The organism is Amycolatopsis sp. NPDC047767, from assembly GCF_040704195.1.
In the GTDB taxonomy this organism is placed as follows: domain Bacteria; phylum Actinomycetota; class Actinomycetes; order Mycobacteriales; family Pseudonocardiaceae; genus Amycolatopsis.
Genome location: NZ_JBEYSJ010000020.1, coordinates 120,337 through 135,832, shown reverse-complemented (window position 1 = coordinate 135,832; position 15,496 = coordinate 120,337). Strand labels below are relative to the sequence as shown.

The 15,496-nt window shown below is 71.4% G+C and carries 18 protein-coding genes; 9 read left to right on the top strand and 9 right to left on the bottom strand.

The genetic code is table 11. The annotated features are described in order from the left end of the window. The first annotated feature begins 9 nt into the window (after window positions 1-9). The 4 genes from AB0878_RS31225 to AB0878_RS31210 all read left to right on the top strand — a co-directional run bounded on the left by AB0878_RS31225 (window position 10) and on the right by AB0878_RS31210 (window position 3,218). Entirely contained in the window at window positions 10-336 is a 327-nt protein-coding gene (locus AB0878_RS31225) for a hypothetical protein (protein ID WP_366583795.1), read from the top strand. A 71-nt stretch (window positions 337-407) separates the two neighbouring features. After that, window positions 408-1,538 (top strand): histidine kinase, encoded by a 1,131-nt coding sequence (locus AB0878_RS31220; protein ID WP_366583794.1) that lies wholly within the window; start codon window positions 408-410, stop codon window positions 1,536-1,538. Then, window positions 1,535-2,176, top strand: a complete 642-nt coding sequence (locus AB0878_RS31215) for a response regulator transcription factor (RefSeq protein ID WP_366583834.1) — start codon at window positions 1,535-1,537, stop codon at window positions 2,174-2,176. The genes AB0878_RS31220 and AB0878_RS31215 overlap by 4 nt, the downstream gene beginning before the upstream one ends. Before the next feature lie 229 nt (window positions 2,177-2,405). Next, complete coding sequence (locus tag AB0878_RS31210; RefSeq protein WP_366583793.1) at window positions 2,406-3,218, top strand: alpha/beta hydrolase; 813 nt, start codon at window positions 2,406-2,408, stop codon at window positions 3,216-3,218. Here the strand turns inward: AB0878_RS31210 and AB0878_RS31205 are convergent. Further along, entirely contained in the window at window positions 3,187-4,971 is a 1,785-nt protein-coding gene (locus tag AB0878_RS31205) for a Xaa-Pro dipeptidyl-peptidase (protein ID WP_366583792.1), read from the bottom strand. The two genes, AB0878_RS31210 and AB0878_RS31205, sit on opposite strands and share 32 nt — an antisense overlap. An 86-nt stretch (window positions 4,972-5,057) precedes the next feature. Between AB0878_RS31205 and AB0878_RS31200 the strand changes: the two genes are divergently transcribed. Next, window positions 5,058-6,599 (top strand): DUF4139 domain-containing protein, encoded by a 1,542-nt coding sequence (locus AB0878_RS31200; RefSeq protein WP_366583791.1) that lies wholly within the window; start codon window positions 5,058-5,060, stop codon window positions 6,597-6,599. A 3-nt stretch (window positions 6,600-6,602) separates the two neighbouring features. On the opposite strand, the gene AB0878_RS31195 is transcribed toward AB0878_RS31200, so the two are convergent. From AB0878_RS31195 to AB0878_RS31185, 3 genes are all read right to left on the bottom strand, one after another. Then, window positions 6,603-7,034, bottom strand: coding sequence for a CBS domain-containing protein (locus AB0878_RS31195; protein WP_366583790.1), 432 nt, complete (start codon window positions 7,032-7,034; stop codon window positions 6,603-6,605). A gap of 100 nt (window positions 7,035-7,134) precedes the next feature. Continuing rightward, window positions 7,135-7,581, bottom strand: coding sequence for a hypothetical protein (locus tag AB0878_RS31190; RefSeq protein ID WP_366583789.1), 447 nt, complete (start codon window positions 7,579-7,581; stop codon window positions 7,135-7,137). Next, complete coding sequence (locus AB0878_RS31185; RefSeq protein WP_366583788.1) at window positions 7,578-9,002, bottom strand: PLP-dependent aminotransferase family protein; 1,425 nt, start codon at window positions 9,000-9,002, stop codon at window positions 7,578-7,580. The genes AB0878_RS31190 and AB0878_RS31185 overlap by 4 nt, the downstream gene beginning before the upstream one ends. A gap of 81 nt (window positions 9,003-9,083) precedes the next feature. On the opposite strand from AB0878_RS31185, the gene AB0878_RS31180 reads away from it, so the two are divergent. After that, window positions 9,084-9,662, top strand: coding sequence for a TIGR03086 family metal-binding protein (locus AB0878_RS31180; RefSeq protein WP_366583787.1), 579 nt, complete (start codon window positions 9,084-9,086; stop codon window positions 9,660-9,662). Here AB0878_RS31180 and AB0878_RS31175 read toward each other — a convergent pair. Then, window positions 9,655-10,644, bottom strand: coding sequence for a neutral zinc metallopeptidase (locus AB0878_RS31175; RefSeq protein ID WP_366583786.1), 990 nt, complete (start codon window positions 10,642-10,644; stop codon window positions 9,655-9,657). The genes AB0878_RS31180 and AB0878_RS31175 overlap by 8 nt on opposite strands. 118 nt (window positions 10,645-10,762) lie before the next feature. Between AB0878_RS31175 and AB0878_RS31170 the strand changes: the two genes are divergently transcribed. Beyond that, complete coding sequence (locus AB0878_RS31170; RefSeq protein ID WP_366583785.1) at window positions 10,763-12,772, top strand: prolyl oligopeptidase family serine peptidase; 2,010 nt, start codon at window positions 10,763-10,765, stop codon at window positions 12,770-12,772. A 31-nt stretch (window positions 12,773-12,803) separates the two neighbouring features. On the opposite strand, the gene AB0878_RS31165 is transcribed toward AB0878_RS31170, so the two are convergent. Together AB0878_RS31165 and AB0878_RS31160 are read right to left on the bottom strand one after the other, a co-directional pair. Continuing rightward, window positions 12,804-12,929 (bottom strand): hypothetical protein, encoded by a 126-nt coding sequence (locus AB0878_RS31165; RefSeq protein ID WP_366583784.1) that lies wholly within the window; start codon window positions 12,927-12,929, stop codon window positions 12,804-12,806. Beyond that, window positions 12,926-13,153, bottom strand: a complete 228-nt coding sequence (locus AB0878_RS31160; protein WP_366583783.1) for a hypothetical protein — start codon at window positions 13,151-13,153, stop codon at window positions 12,926-12,928. Before AB0878_RS31160 ends, AB0878_RS31165 begins: the two co-directional genes overlap by 4 nt. 71 nt (window positions 13,154-13,224) lie before the next feature. Here AB0878_RS31160 and AB0878_RS31155 point away from each other — a divergent pair, with 71 nt between their 5' ends. Next, window positions 13,225-13,845: a TetR family transcriptional regulator C-terminal domain-containing protein gene (locus AB0878_RS31155; RefSeq protein WP_366583782.1), complete on the top strand. Its 621-nt coding sequence runs from the start codon at window positions 13,225-13,227 to the stop codon at window positions 13,843-13,845. On the opposite strand, the gene AB0878_RS31150 is transcribed toward AB0878_RS31155, so the two are convergent. Together AB0878_RS31150 and AB0878_RS31145 are read right to left on the bottom strand one after the other, a co-directional pair. Next, a complete protein-coding gene (locus AB0878_RS31150; RefSeq protein ID WP_366583781.1) occupies window positions 13,817-14,533 on the bottom strand; it encodes a ferritin-like domain-containing protein in 717 nt (238 codons plus the stop codon). The two genes, AB0878_RS31155 and AB0878_RS31150, sit on opposite strands and share 29 nt — an antisense overlap. 82 nt (window positions 14,534-14,615) lie before the next feature. After that, window positions 14,616-14,783, bottom strand: a complete 168-nt coding sequence (locus AB0878_RS31145; protein WP_366583780.1) for a hypothetical protein — start codon at window positions 14,781-14,783, stop codon at window positions 14,616-14,618. Between the two features lie 118 nt (window positions 14,784-14,901). On the opposite strand from AB0878_RS31145, the gene AB0878_RS31140 reads away from it, so the two are divergent. Beyond that, entirely contained in the window at window positions 14,902-15,480 is a 579-nt protein-coding gene (locus AB0878_RS31140) for a hypothetical protein (RefSeq protein ID WP_366583779.1), read from the top strand. The last annotated feature ends 16 nt before the right edge of the window (window positions 15,481-15,496 follow it).

The following is a 15,496-nucleotide window of genomic DNA, read 5'->3' as shown; positions in this document are numbered from 1 at the left end:
GGCGGCACCGTGAGCGCCGACTCCGATCACGTCACGATCTCCGGCGCCATGGACGTGACCTGCACCAGCGGGTACGGCTGCGGTGGCTACTCCGACGTCTCGGACGGCACCCAGTCCACTCTCGTCGACGAGTCCGGCAAGACCGTTGCCGTCACGAACCTCCACCAGGCGAGCCCGGGCTCCACGACGTTCACGCGGTCCTACGTGTTCACCTTCGTCGACGTGCCGAAAGCCCAGCGCTACGGCTTCCACGCCGGAAATCTCAACCGAGGCGTCATCTGGGCCTCGCTGAACGACGCACGGAACAACGGTTTCCACCTCAGCCTCGGCAGCTGAAGGCCTTCGCGTCCGCCCGCCGGAGCCGGTGGTCCTCCCGTACATTCTCCCTACAAGCATCGGGGAGGGACATGGCCACCACGACCACCGGGAACCGCTGGCGGGTCGGCGCGCCCGATTGGGTGCGGTGGGGGTTCGTGGCGTTTCCGTTGATCATCTCGATCCCGTATCTCGCGGGGTGGTGGGCGTGGGTCCTGTTCGGGGTGACGCTGGTGGCGTCGGCGCCGTTGCTGCCGGTGGCGGTGGAGTCGAGGCCGGCGTGGGTGTTGCCGGCGGCGATGCCGGTGGTGGTCGCGGCGTCGGGGGCGCTGTGGGTGCTCGATCCCAACAGCTGGATGTCCGTGGCGATGTTCAGCACGACGTTCTACACGCTGCGGGCGTTCGGCCGGGCGCTGGGCGCGGTGGTGCTGGTGTCGAGCGCCGGCGCGATCGTCGCGTGGGCCGTGGTGCACCGGCTCGACTGGCTGAACGCGCTGGCGCTGTTCGCGATCCTGGTCGTGATGATGCTGCTCGCCGCGAGCCGGCGCGACCGGGCGGCGCGGCTGGAGCAGACGGAGCTCGCGCTGGCCCGCGCGCAGACCGCCACCGAGGAGCACGCTCGCGCCGCGGCGCTGGCCGAACGCGCGCGCATCGCCCGTGAGGTCCACGACGTCCTCGCCCACTCCCTGGCCGGCCTCGCGCTCAACCTGCAGGGCGCCCGGCTGATGCTCGTGCGCGACGGCGCCAGCCCCGAAGCCGTCGCCCAGATCGAACGCGCCCAGAAGCTGGCCTCCGACGGGCTGTCCGAGGCCCGCAAGGCGGTCGCCGCGTTGCGGGAGGACGCGGTGCCCGCGCAGCGCGCCGTGGCCGACCTGCTCGCCGGCTACCGCCTGGACACGGGCGCGCGGGCCGACCTCGTCGTGGAGGGCGAGCCGCGCGACCTCGACGCCAGCGTGACCACCGCGCTCGTCCGCGCCGTGCAGGAGGCGCTGTCGAACACGCGCAAGCACGCGCCGGGAGCCGAGGTGGACGTCACGCTCGCCTTCGCGGAGTCGCACGTCGAGCTGACGGTGCTCGACCGCCAGGGCCGCCGTCCGCCGGACGCGCCCGCGGCGGGATACGGTTTGCGCGGCATGGCCGAGCGGGTCGCGCTGCTCGAAGGAAAGCTGGACAGCGGGCCGGGAGAGGACGGATGGCGGATTCACCTGACGGTGCCGGCGTGAACCTGCGCGTGGTGCTGGCCGACGACCAGGCCGTGGTGCGCGAGGGCCTCGTGACGCTGCTGGGACTGCTGCCCGGCGTCGAGGTGGTCGGCGCGGCCGCCGACGGCGACGCCGCGCTGGAGCTCGTCGCCGAGCACCACCCGGACGTGCTGCTCGTCGACCTGCGCATGCCCCGCCGCGACGGCGTCTCCACGACCGAGGCCGTCCGCGAGCGCTACCCCGCCACGGAGGTCGTGGTCCTCACCACCTACACCGACGACGAGTCCCTGCTCGGCGCCCTGCGCGCCGGCGCCCGCGGCTTCCTCACGAAAGACGCCGACGCCGAGGCCATCGCGCGGGCGCTGCGATCCGCCGCGGCCGGCCAGTCCACAGTGGACGGCGAGCTGCAGCGCCGCCTCGTCGACGCCGCCACGCGCCGGGCCCCCGTGCGCGTGGCCGAGGTCGAGGGCTTGACCGCGCGTGAGATCGAGGTGCTGCGCCTCATCGCGGCGGGCCTGTCGAACACGGAGATCGCGCGGGAGCTGGTGGTCAGCGAGGCCACGGTCAAGACGCACGTGAACCACCTGTTCTCGAAGGCGGGCCTGCGGGACCGGGCGCAGGCCGTCGCGTTCGCCTATCGAGCGGGGATCGCGGACTAGCGCGAGGCCTCGACGTACCGGAGGCAGCGGTGGCCGCTCTCCACCGTTCGAACAACCGCGGCCCGCCAAACGTGCCGCCGCACCTTCCTCACCAGCGCGTGCGCGGTCGTGACCATCCAGTGCCGTCTATCAGGTTCACACGCTTCATCCGAAGACTTTTTTTGTCTTGACAACTCAAACCGTCGGTCGACAGGATGGACGCACCACCACAGGAGAGGAACCGACACTCATGGACCACGTCACCTCAGCCGACGGCACCCGCATCGCCTACGACAAGCAGGGGCAAGGGCCCGCAGTCGTGCTCGTGGCGGGCGCGTTCAGCTACCGCCGCTTCCCCGGGCTGCTCGAACTCTCCACACTGCTGTCCGAGCACTTCACGGTCTACAACTACGACCGCCGCGGCCGCGGGGACAGCGACGACAAACAGCCGCACACCACCGGAAGAGAGGTCGAGGACCTCGCGGCGATCGTCCAGGCCGCCGGCGGTGAGGCGACCGCGTGGGGCCTGTCCTCGGGCGCCGTCCTCGCACTCCACGCGGCCAGGGCCGGCGTCGGTTTGACCAGGCTCGCGCTCTACGAACCGCCGTTCGTGACCACCGAGGCCGGCCACCCGCCGCACGACTTCGCCGAGCACCTCACATCCCTGATCTCCCAAGGAAAACGCGGCGAAGCCGTCAAGTACTTCATGACCCGGGGCATGGGCGCCCCCGGCTTCGTGATCCCGATGATGCGGATCATGCCCGGCGTCTGGAAGCGCCTCACGTCGGTCGCCCACACGCTGCCGTACGACGCGGCCCTCCTCGAAGGCCACCTGAACGGCGAAGCGCTGGCCGACTTCAGCACCGTCGGCCTGCCCACGCTCGTCCTCAGCGGCGGCAAGAGCGCGAAAAGCCTGCAGCAGGCGGCGAAAGACCTCGCCGACGCACTCCCCCAGGCCCGGCACCGCACGCTGGACGGCCAGAACCACAACGTCTCGATGAAGGTCCTGGCTCCCGTCGTCGCGGAGTTCCTCAGAAGCCCAGCGCCGGCTTCCCGCCGGTGACCGGCAGGGTCAGCGACGTGCGGGTGAGGTCCAGGGACAGCCCCGCTCCGGGGCGCGGCCGCAGGGTGTAGTCGTGGTCGCTGGAGGCCACCAGGAGCTCCAGGCGGTGGCCGGTGGCCAGCACGTAGTCCTTCGGCATCAGGGAAACCCCGATGCGGTACGAAGTCCCGGGCACGATCGGCGAGGTCACCGCGGGCGAAACCCGGTTCTGCGGATCGGTCCAGCCACGCGTGATCACGAAGGACTTGCCGTCCGGGGAGCGGTCCAGCAATGCCACCGTCACGTTGGCGGCGGGCCGGTCGAACGACAGCTGCAGGTCGGCTCGCGCGGTGCCCGACAGGCGCAGCGGCGACTTCACCGCGGGAGTCCCGTACAGCAGGCGGTTGCCCGACGAAGTGGCGTCGGCGAGTTGCTGCACGGTCTTCGACGCGTCGTCGGCCAGGACCTCCACCGTGGGGCGGCCGGGCACGGCGACCGCGGAGAGCGTGCCCTTCGAGCGGCCGCCCGGCCACGGGTGGACCCGCACGTCGCGAGTGCCGGGCGCCGGCCAGTCGGCCTCGTCGACCCACGACTTGTCCTCGCGCTGGATCGTCGCCTTCGGTTCGCGCTCGATGCCGTTGTCGAGACCGTAGAGGTAGTGCGACAGCCACTTGTTCAACGTCGTCAGCCACACGTCGCGGCGCAGCGAGATCGGGTCCGCGTGGCCCGACTGGTGCAGCCAGATCTTGTGCTCGACCCCGTGCGCCTTCAGGGCTTCGTACCACGAAGCGACCTGGTCGGTCTTCACGTTCCAGTCGTTCAGACCGTGCACCGCGAGCACGGACGCGTGCACCTTGCCGACGTCGTTGCGGTAGTTGCGCACGTCCCAGAACGGGCCGTAGTCCCCCGTCACCCGGTCCTGGTCGGCGGTGAGGCCGTCGATCACCGGACGGCAGATCTGCCGGTCGGCGCGGGTGTAGACGTACTCGGCCAGCACGTCGGTGTCCTCGCCCTGGAAACCGCCGGCGGCGACGACCGCGCCGTCGTTGCGGTAGTACTCGTACCAGTTCGAGATCGCGGCGATCGGCACGATCGTCTCGAGGCCCTCGACGCCGGTGCTCGCGACGGCGTTGGGCAGGGTTCCGTTGTAGGACACGCCCATCATGCCCGTGTGCCCGGTGCTCCAGCTCGCGCTCACGGGCGCGCCGGCCTCGTCGCGGGCCGGGGCGCGGCCGTTGAGCCAGTCGACCACCGAGCGCGCGCCGACGGTCTCGTTCACGTCCCCGGTCGTCGGGCAGCCCGTGGACAGGCCGGTGCCCAGGGACTCCCCGTACACCACGGCGAACCCGCGCGCGGTGAAGTAGTCCTGGTAGCTCCAGCGGATCGGCGGCGCCGCGTGCGGGCCGACCCCGGCGGCCGCGACACGCGAGGAGTCCGGCACCGACAGCTCCACGTCCACGTTGTGGTTCGCGACGTCGTTGCCACCCGCGAAGTACGGGCTCGCCTCGTACACCACCGGCACCTTCATCCCGGCGTCCGTCGCGCGGGGCCGCACCACCTGGGCGTGGACGAGGTCGTCCTGCCCGTCGTGGTCGCTGTCCACCGGTGCGGTGACCCAGACGTCCTCGCGCACCACGTCGGCCGGGTCGAACACCGGCTGCGCCTGCCCGTCGGAGAACACCGGCGCGGGTGGCGGATCCGCCTGCGCCTCCCCCGTTCCGAGCGGAAGCACGAGCACAGCGGCGAGCACGGACGCGATCCGAGCAGCTCCCACCAGAACCCCCAAGCCGGACGAAGCGGGCGATCACCCCCGACACTTCCGGCAACCGCGGCCGCCGTCAACCGACTAACGTCGGGGTCATGGATGCTCCGATCGTCGCCGTGACCGTCTACCCGCAGCACGCGCGGATCACCCGCCGCGGCCGGGCGAACCTGGCCGAGGGCACCCGCGTGCAGATCACCGGCCTGCCGCTGGCGCTCGACGCGGAATCGGTGCGCGTCACGGGAACCGGCGCCGCGCTGATCACCGGCGTCGACGTCGGTTACGAGCAGCACGCCGGCCCCGCCGACCCCGCGCTCAGCGCGCTCGTCGAGCAGCGCCGCACCGACCAGGCCGCGATCGACGCCGTGGCCGACGACGAAGCGGCCGAAGCGGCGAAGGTGGAGTTGCTGAGCGGCGTGGCGAAGCGCAGCGGGGCGAGCTTCGCGAAGGCACTGGCGTCGGGCGTCGCGGGCCCGACGCGCGTCGAGGAGGTCACCGAAGCTCTGGGCGGCCAGCTCGCCGACGCGTTGCGCACCCGCCGGGCGCTCACCGAACGCCTCGAGCGGATGCGCGAGGACCTCGCGGCGTTGGAGCGCCGGATCGCGACCCACAGTGCGCAGTCCGAACAGGACAGTGCCAGCGTCACCGTCGATCTCGAACCGCAGGAAGACGCGCGAGAGGTCGAAGTCGAACTGTCCTATGTGGTCCCCGGCGCCAGCTGGGAGCCCGGTTACGACGTGCGTGTGCGCGACACCGACGTCACCGTGACGTCCTTCGGCCTGGTCAGCCAGCACACCGGCGAGGACTGGCCGGAGTGCGAGCTCGCCCTGTCGACCGCGCGCCTCGCGAGCACCGTCGTGGTGCCCGAGCTCGACCCGTGGTTCCTCGACCGCGTGCAGCCCGCCCCACCGGCGCGGCCGATGGCCGCGTTCGCCGCGGCCGCACCCGGCAGCGCCGCCGTGCGGGACAAGGCGGTTTCCTTGCGCCGCATGGCCCCCGTGTTCGCCGAGGCCGAGCAGGGCACCACCGCGGTCACCTACCGGCCGTCGCGCCCGGTCGCCATCCCGTCGGGCTCGCAGGGCCACCGGACCACGCTGGCGCAGCTCGACCTCACGGCCGAGCTGGGCTACGTGACCGCGCCCGTGCAGGCGACGGAGGCCTACCTGCGCGCGACCGTCGTGAACACCGGTGAGCACACGCTGCGCGCCGGACGCGCGTCCGTCTTCCACGACACCGAGTTCGTCGGCACGACCCGGCTCGACCTGTGGGCCCCGGGCGAAGAGATCGAGCTGGCCCTCGGTGTGGACGACCGCATCCGCGTGGAACGCGACCTCGTGCGGCGCACGGCGAGCAAGGCCACGCTGTCGGGCCAACGCCGCCGGGAAGCGGAATACCGCACCACGGTGACCAACCACAGCCCGCGCGAAGCCGTGGTCACGGTGCTCGACCAGGCGCCCGTCTCCCGCGACGAAGCCATCACGGTGCGGGACGTGCGCGCGACTCCCGACCCGGTGGAGACCACCGACCTCGGCGAGTTCACGTGGCGGCTCACGCTCGCGCCCGGTGCGACCGGGACGGTCACGCTCGCCTACCGCGTGGACGTCGCCAAGGGGGTGGAGCTCAGCGGCTGGCGGGAATGACCGTCAACCCTGCGCGATGTAGGCCTCGAGCTGCTCCTGGCTCTGCTCGAGCTGCTCGATCCGGGACTTGACCACGTCGCCGATGCTGACGATGCCGGCGAGGCGGCCGTCTTCGAGCACGGGCACGTGCCGGATCCGGCGTTCGGTCATCAGCACGCTCAGCTCGTCGACCGAGTCGTCGGGACCGGCGCTGGCCACCAGTTTCGTCATGATGTCCGCGACCGGACCGTCGAGGACCGTCGGGCCGTGGTCGTTGAGCCGGCGCACGACGTCGCGTTCGGACACGATCCCCGCGATGGCGCCTTCGGGTGTCACCACCACCATGGCACCGACGTTGTGGCGGGCGAGCCCGGCGAGCAGTTCGGTCACCGTGGTCCCCGGAGCCACCGTGGCGACAGCGGCGCCTTTGGTCCGGAGCAGATCCGAGATCCGCATGGTGTTCCCCTCTCCTCGTCGAGTTGGGTCACACCAGGTTAGGGCCCGGGTGCCGAGTGCGAAAGTCCGGCGAGCCGCGTTCACCCGTGGTATGGAGTGCTCACCCCAGCCGCTCGGCCAGGCCTTCCAGCGCGGCGCGAATACCGGCTGCGTAGTCGTCCTCGCCCAGCGCGTCGAGCTTTTCTCGGGCCGCCGCGAGATGCCGGCGCGCGGCGTCGAGGTCGCCGAGCTTGCGGTAGTCCTCACCGAGGTTGAGGTGCAGCGACGGGTAGAAGCCGCGCACGGCGAGCGTCGAGTGGTACTGCTGCGCGCGTTCGTCGGTGAGGGAGTCGGCGGCGGCGAGGGCACGGAGGTCCCACTCCAGCTCTTCGGCGGGCTCGTCGCAGACGTCGGCGAGGTGGTGGGCCAGCGCGCAGCGGTGCAGCGGGTCGCCGTCCTCGCCGATCTCCTGCCACAGCGCGAGGAACGTCTCGCGCGCGCCCGCGCGGTCGCCCGCGATGTGCTTGCGCAGGCCCGCGTCGATCGCCACCATCACGTCGTCGGTCATCGCACTCCCTCGTCGAACACCCGGCGCAGCCGGGCCAGTCCCGGTTCGATGGCCTCGGCCGCGATCGCACCGTAGCCGAACAGCAATCCGTGGCAGGGCCGGGTCATCGAGAAGTCGCCGAGGGACATCAGGCGCACGCCGGCGTCGCGCGCGGAGCGGGCCACCAGCCGCAGATCGCGGTCGGCCGAAGCGCCCAGATGCAGCCCGGCGGCCGCGGGGACCGGGTCGAGCACGTCGCCGAACTCGCTGCGCAGACCGTCGACGAGCAGGTCGTGGCGTGCGCGGTAGATCTTGCGCATCCGCCGGATGTGGCGCGCGAAGCCGCCTTCGTCGATGAAGTCGGCCAGCACGGCCTGTTCGAGCGCGGGCGTGTGCCAGTCGGCGAGGTACTTCGCCTTCGCGAGCGCGCCGACGAGGGATGGCGGTGCGGCCAGGAACCCGACCCGCAACGCCGGTGAGAGCACCTTCGACATCGAGCCCACGTACACCACGCGGCCGCGGGAATCCAGGCTGTGCAATGGTTCCAGCGGGCGTCCGGTGTAGCGGAACTCGCTGTCGTAGTCGTCCTCGATGATCACCGCACCCGTGCGCTCGGCCCAGTCGAGCAGTTCCTGCCGCCGCGCCAACGACATCGCGACGCCGAGCGGGCACTGGTGCGAAGGCGTCACGTAGACAACCCGCGTGCCGGCCGGGATCGCCTCGACGACGATCCCCTCGGCGTCCACCGGCACGCCCGCGACGCGCATGCCGAGGGTGTCGAGCAGCAATCGCGGCGGCGGGTAGCCGGGATCCTCCACGGCCACGAGGTCGCCGGCCTGCAGCAGGACGCGCGCGACGAGGTCCACGGTCTGCTGGACTCCCGTCGTGACAACGATGTCCTCCGGCCGCACGCGCACGTTGCGCGAGACCCCGAGGTGGCGCGCGAGCCCCTCGCGCAGCCGCGGATCGCCCTGCGGCGCGCCGTACATGAGCAGATCGGCCTGCGACGCGCGCAGCCGCTGCGTCATCAGGCGGCGCCAGGTGTCGAACGGGAACAGCCGCACGTCGGGCACGCCGGCGCGGAAGTCGTACTCCGCCACGGGCCCGAAAGAACGCGGCGGGGCCGGCACCGCCGTCCATTCCGGACGCGGGCGCACCCCGTCCCGTGACGGCTCGGCCGCCGGCTCGGCCGGCCACGGCGCGGCACCCGACCGGACGAACGTGCCCGCGCCGGGGCGGGCGTTGAGGAACCCCTCGGCGGCGAGGCGTTCGTAGGCCGCGCTGACGGTGGTGCGCGAGACGGTGAGCCGCTGGGCCAGCTCGCGCGTCGGCGGCAGGGCGTCGCCGTCGCGGATCCGGCCGTCGAGCACGGCCTCGCGGATCTGGCGGTAGATCTCGTCGCGGTGGCCTCGGCGGCCGGTCAGGTCGATGTGCAGGTCCACGTCGCCAGCCTAGATTGGTCCACCGGAGTTCGGCTGGTTTTGGACCTTCAACTGGTCCGCTGCGGCGGTTAGCGTCCGGGTATGACCACGTTCGAACTCGACCGCCAGTCTCTGCTCGTCCTCGACAAAATCGTGGCCGGAGCCACTGACCAGGACCTTTCCCGGCCCACCCCCTGCGCCGGCTGGACGCTCGCCGACCTGCTGCGTCACCAGGTCAGTGAAAACCACGCCTTCGCCGAAGCCCTGCGCCGCGGCGAGGCAGCCGACTGGGACGCCGGCCGCCTCGGCGAGGACGCGTACGCCTCCTACGCCGCTTCGGTCGACGACTTCCTCGCCGCGTACGGCGAGGAGGGCGCGATGCGCCGCCAGGTGAAGATCCACGAAATCGGCCCGTTCGCCGCCGAGATCGCCGCGGCCATGCACCTCGTCGACACCGTCGTGCACGGCTGGGACCTCGCGAAGACCTTCGGCGTGGCCTACGAGCCCGTGCCCGAAGCGGTGGCCGCCGCCCTCGGTTTCGCCGCCATGGTGCCCACCGACCCGGCCGAACGCGCGGTGAGCGGCGCGTTCGGCGCGCTGGTCGAGGTGCCCGAGGGTGCCGGCGAGCTCGACCGGCTGATCGGGCTGCTCGGCCGTGACCCCGGGTGGAAGCTCAGCTGACCTCGTCGGCCGGCGCCGACCACGTGTTGCAGGAGGCCGTGTTCTGGCCCGTGAACCCGGCCTTCGCCCAGGCCAGCTGGTTCACGCGGCTGCCGTGGTCTTCGCTGTCGTCGGCGCGGCCGTAGTCGGCGACGGCGGCGTTGGCCGTGGCCCGGCTGATCGAGCCGCGCCCCTCCGCGGCGGCGATGAACAGCGCGCCGAAGCAGTTGGCCTGCAGCTCGATGCGCCGCACCAGCGCGAGGTCGGCGGGGCTGTTCTGGTCCGGCGAGCTCATGCGGTCGGCCGCCGCGGTCAGGATGCCGCTCTCGCTCTGCACGTGGTGGCCGTACTCGTGCGCGATGGTCGCGAGGTGGCGCGAGCGGTTCTGGCCGGCGTCCGCGAGCATCCAGTCGGTCGGGGCGTAGATCGTGGTGTCGCCGCCGCAGTAGTAGGCCACGGCCTGGTCCTTCGACGGCGCCGCGCCGCACGCGCTCACCTTCGGCAGCGTCACGGACACGGCGACCTTCACGCTCGGCTCGTCCGCACGGTCGAGGGCCGGGCGCCACGCCTGTTCCAGGCAGCCGGTGAGCGCCTCGTAGAACGCCGACAGCTCGGGCCCAGTGTCCCCCAGCTGCGGCAGCTCGCACGACACCGCGCCGAGCTTGACGCCGTTCGCCAGGATGGGGTTGTTCTCCAGCTCGGGCACCGAGTGGGGGGCGGAGCGGGCTCCGTCGCCCGGTGACGCGTCGGAGCGGTGCACGGAGGTCGGCACGGCGATCGCGTGACCGGACAGCTCGTGCGGGACCACGGCCACGACCCCGGCCGTGGCGACCAGGATCACGAGCGCGATGACTCCGCCGACGACCCCGCCGTAGCGGCGGCGCGGCGGACCATACGAAACCGGTGCCCACGGATTCACGGCGGGTGGCCGGGCCGCCATCGGCGGCGGTGGCGGCGGCCCGGCCGGCTCCCTCGGCGGCACCCCGCCCGCGTTTTCGCTCAACTACGTTCCCCCTGTCACCAGCGCGCTCCAGCATACGGAGCACCCGGCCGGACGGGATCACGAAACGGGAACGCCGGACGGGTGGCCGGAACCCCCGCCCGGCGGCGAGACTGGGGCCATGAGTGTCGAAGATCCGTACCTGTGGCTGGAAGACGTGACCGGCGACGAGGCACTGGACTGGGTCCGCACGCGCAACGCCGAGACGCTGGACGTGCTCACGTCCGGCGAACGCTTCGCCGCGCTGCGGGACGAGGTCCGCGAAGTGCTCGACGCCGGCGGGCGCATCCCCTACGTGACGCGCCGGGGGCCGAAGCTCTACAACTTCTGGCAGGACGCCGAGCACCCGCGCGGGTTGTGGCGGCGCACCACCCTGGAGGAGTACCGCAAGGCCGAGCCCGGCTGGGAGGTGCTGCTCGACGTCGACGCGCTGGCCGAGGCCGAGCACGAGAACTGGGTGTGGAAAGGCGCCGCGGTGCTGCGGCCCGGCCACCGGCTGGGGCTCGTGCAGCTCTCGCGCGGCGGCGCCGACGCGACGGTGGTGCGCGAGTTCGACCTGGACGCGCACGAGTTCGTCGAGGGCGGCTACTTCCTGGCCGAGGCGAAGAACCGCGTCGGCTGGATCGACGAGGACCGCGTGTACGTGGGCACCGACTTCGGGCCGGACACGCTCACCACGTCCGGCTACCCGCGGCTGACGAAGGAGTGGCGCCGCGGCACGCCGCTCGAGTCGGCCGAGCTGGTGTTCGAGGGCAAGCCCGACGACGTCGCCGTGGCCGCGTTCCACGACCCCACCGAGGGCTTCGAGCGCGACTTCGTGCACCGCTCGATCGACTTCTACCGCACCGAGGTGTTCCTGCGGACGCCGTCCGGGCTGGAGAAGCTCGACCTGCCCGACGACGTGGAGCTGTCGGTGGAGCGCGAGTGGCTCTACGTGCAGCCGCGCACGCCGTGGACCGTCGGTGCCACGGTGCACCCGGCCGGCGCGCTGCTGGTGATCGGGTTCGACGCGTTCCTGGCGGGCGAGCGGGACTTCACCGCGCTGTTCACGCCGGACGCGCACACCTCACTGGAGTACTACACGTTCACCCGCAACCACGTGCTGCTCGCGAAGCTGCGGGACGTGAAGACGGAGCTGGTCGCCCTCACGCCCGGCCCCGACGGCTGGACGGAGGCGCCGCTGGGCGGGGCGCCGGAGTTCGGCAGCGCGGACATCGTGGGCACCGACCCGGACGAGAGCGACGAGTACCTCGTGGACTCCTCCAGCTACCTCCAGCCCTCGACCCTGAGCCGGGGCGAGGTGGGCGGCGAGGTCGAGGTGCTCAAGCAGGCGCCCGGGTTCTTCGACGCGGCCGGGATCGAGGTCGCGCAGTACTTCGCAACGTCGGAGGACGGCACGAAGATCCCGTACTTCGTGGTGCGCCCGCCCGGCGCCGAGAACGGCCCGACGCTGCTCAACGGCTACGGCGGCTTCGAGGTGTCGCTGACGCCCGCGTACAGCGGCGTGATCGGCCGCGGCTGGGTCGCGCGCGGCGGCACGTACGTGGTTGCGAACATCCGCGGCGGCGGCGAGTACGGGCCGGAGTGGCACGCGCAGGCCGTGAAGGAAAACCGGCACAAGGTGTACGAGGACTTCTCCGCGGTCGCCCGCGACCTCGTCACCCGCGGCATCACCACGGCCGAGCGGCTCGGCATCCTCGGCGGCAGCAACGGCGGGCTGCTGATGGGCGTGATGCTCACGCGGTACCCGGAGCTGTTCGGCGCCGTCGTCAGCCAGGTGCCACTGCTCGACATGAAGCGCTACCACCTGCTGCTGGCGGGCGCGTCGTGGATGGCCGAGTGGGGCGACCCGGACGTGCCCGAGGAGTGGGAGTACATCGCGAAGTACTCGCCGTACCACAACGTCCACAAGGGACGGACGTACCCGCCGACCCTGTTCGCCACGTCCACAAGGGACGACCGCGTGCACCCGGGCCACGCCCGCAAGATGATGGCGCGGATGCAGGAACAGGGCCACGACGTGCGCTACTACGAGAACATCGAGGGCGGCCACGGCGGCGCGGCGGACAACGCGCAGCTGGCGTTCAAGTGGGCGCTGGTGTTCGAGTTCCTGTGGTCGCGGCTGTCCTGACGTGATGGGGGCGCCTTCACCGGCGCCCCCTTCACCTCCCCACCTTGCGCCAGATCACGACGGCGCCGATCACCAGCACCACCACCGCGCCGAGGCCGATCACGCCTTTGACCAGCAGGTCCATCAGCAGGTGGTGCAGCAGCTCGTCGCCGTTCACCGGTCGTCGAACCGGTTGAGCGCTTCCCTGGCCACACGGCTGCTTCGGCTGGTCCCCCGCTCTTGAAGCACGCGCGCGGCGAACCGCGCGGCCGTCGCCACGTGGTGGCCCTTTCCTTGGCGCCGCAGCGTGACCACCACCGCGAACACCACCAGGCCGAGCACCACCAGCCCGGCCGCGATCAGGCCGAACCGGATCAGCAACAGGTCGAGCACCGTCTCCATCGTCTCCCACCTCGTTTTCTATCACACCTGTGACATAAACATTGGTATCACAGGTGTGATAGAAAGGTCCAGTGCCCAAGGTCATCGACGGTGAACAACGCCGCGCGGACATCGCGGACGCCGTCCTGCGCCTCGCCGCGCGCGACGGCTTGCCGGCCGTGTCGCTGCGCTCGGTGGCCGCGGAGTCCGGCCTGAACATCGGGTCCGTCCGGCATTACTTCGACGGCCAGCGCGACCTCATGCGCTTCGCGATGCGCTCGACGATCGACCGCGTCTCCGCCCGCCTGGAACGCCGCCGCGCCTCGCTGCGACCCCTCTCGGAGCTGACGCCCGACGAGGCGGCCGCACAACTGACCGACTTCCTCGCCGAACTGCTCCCCCTCGATGCCCCCCGCCGCGCCGAAGCCACGGTGCTGGTCGAGTTCCTCGTCGCGGCCCGCGTGGACACCGACCTGACCGAACTGGCTCACGAAGCCCTGGACGGGACTTTGGCGTTGGCCCGCCGGATCGTCTCGGCACTGTCCCTGCCGCCCGCCGCGGCCGACCTGGAGGCCGAGCGGCTGGCCGCTTTGCTGGACGGCCTCACGTTCCGCTCGGCCCTGCACCCGGAGGCCACCCCGCCCGAGGTCTGCCGCGACGTCCTGCGGGCGCACCTCACCTCGCTCAGCGCAGAGTCCGCGGCCGCGCCCTGAACGGCCTCGTCGCGACCGGAGCCGTCCGTCCACCGTGGACATCGGCGACCACTTCTTCGAACCTGCCCAGCACCTCGGCCGCGAACCTCAGACGCGTGACTCCCAGCGTGCGCAACGCCCGCCCGTGATCCATGGTGACGGCCACCAACGCCCCGGCCATCACCACCCGCCACCCGCCGGCGACGAGTTTTCCTTTCACCCCGGGAAAACTCCCTCTGAGCTGATCACACTGGAACGGCACATGCCGCTCCTCATCCGCCAGAATCCGCGCCGCGACCTCCCTCGCGAGGGGATCGCCCGAGTTCTTCAGCGCCTTGTAGTAGCTCAGCGCCACGACTTCGGCGATCAGCAGCACCATCAGTTCCAGCCTCAGCCCCAACGCCCGCCTGAGCCAGACGAACACGGTGTCGGACCAGTGCTTGTGGATCGTCGCACTCCCGGCGGCTTTGAGCAGCTCCGCCAGCAACCGCGCGTGATTCTGCTCCTCGGCAACGAACAATTCCACCGCTTGCCGGTAGCGCGGGTCGGCCTTGGCGATCAGGTTGACCCCGGCCCCCGACTCCCCCACCTGGAACCGCTGCACACTCTTGATCACCGCCGGCTCCAGCTGTGCGCCTCTTCCCCACTCGGGCTCGGGGCGCACACTGCGCCGCTGTGCTTCTTCCCTGAACTCCTTCAGCCACTCCACGCGCCCGATGCTGGCGCACCGATGTGCGCACCCAACGGAGGCCGTGTGGAGATCCTGTGCGGAATCACGCGTGACCAACGGGCTAGTTGTAGTCGACCATGCCGAGGAATGCCCAAAGGCCCAGCCGTGGACCGACTTCGGTGGCCAGCCAGCGCAGGTAATCCGGATGCAGGTCGTCGTCTCCGCTGTCGAGGGCGGCGCGGCGCATCGCGCCGGACCAGTCGTCGCGGTCGAGCACCGTAGGCGTCACGCAACCGCCCGAGTCTGGCCGGAGGCAGTCGGAGGCGATCCGCCGCGGGGCTGTGGATTTGGTCGGCGAGCATCGTGGCGACCGCGAACCGGCGAGCAGTGGGCGGTTGAGTACCGAGGTGTCGAACGTGCTGTTCGAGAACGTCGGCCGCGTGGGCGTACTCCTCGATCCGCGTGCTCATTTCCCCATAATCGGCAAGCACGTGCATCAGCCGACCGGCGTGGTCGATCAGCTCGTCGTCGGCCGCCGGATCCGCGATCGCCTCGTGCAGTGCGGTTTTCACCGCGACCTCGCCGGCGACGTAGCCGTTGAGGAATTCCCCGTTGACGGCCCGTCGCAACAACCACGGCTTCGCGGCCGGATCGTCGAGCCGGCACAGCGCCTCGACCACGTAGACGCGGCCCCATCCCTCGACGCGCTCGGCCAGCCACAGCAGCGCCGTCGTGCCGCCGTCCAGCCGCTCCAGCGCCCGCGCGACGACGGCGGAAATGTATTCGTTGAGGTAGAAGGAGACGGACGTGCTGTGGAAGGAGTCCAGGAGATTGCCGGGTACAGCCGAAGGATCCGCGAAGTGGTCCGCGAGAATCCTTGCCGCGGCTATGCCGACCAGGCTCCTGTCCTCGGGTGGCCTGGGGCGGTTTCGGCCGCGGTGGAGCGCGTCGTCGGGGTAGGGCTCGCCGTCGCGGGGCAACGGTGAACCGGGTGACAACGAG

Bases quoted from the DNA above. Each gene is read 5' to 3' on its own strand.
- AB0878_RS31220 (WP_366583794.1), top strand. From the start codon at position 408: ATGGCCACCACGACCACCGGGAACCGCTGGCGGGTCGGCGCGCCCGAT.
- AB0878_RS31210 (WP_366583793.1), top strand. From the start codon at position 2,406: ATGGACCACGTCACCTCAGCCGACGGCACCCGCATCGCCTACGACAAG.
- AB0878_RS31200 (WP_366583791.1), top strand. From the start codon at position 5,058: ATGGATGCTCCGATCGTCGCCGTGACCGTCTACCCGCAGCACGCGCGG.
- AB0878_RS31195 (WP_366583790.1), bottom strand. From the start codon at position 7,034: ATGCGGATCTCGGATCTGCTCCGGACCAAAGGCGCCGCTGTCGCCACG.
- AB0878_RS31190 (WP_366583789.1), bottom strand. From the start codon at position 7,581: ATGACCGACGACGTGATGGTGGCGATCGACGCGGGCCTGCGCAAGCAC.
- AB0878_RS31180 (WP_366583787.1), top strand. From the start codon at position 9,084: ATGACCACGTTCGAACTCGACCGCCAGTCTCTGCTCGTCCTCGACAAA.
- AB0878_RS31170 (WP_366583785.1), top strand. From the start codon at position 10,763: ATGAGTGTCGAAGATCCGTACCTGTGGCTGGAAGACGTGACCGGCGAC.
- AB0878_RS31160 (WP_366583783.1), bottom strand. From the start codon at position 13,153: ATGGAGACGGTGCTCGACCTGTTGCTGATCCGGTTCGGCCTGATCGCG.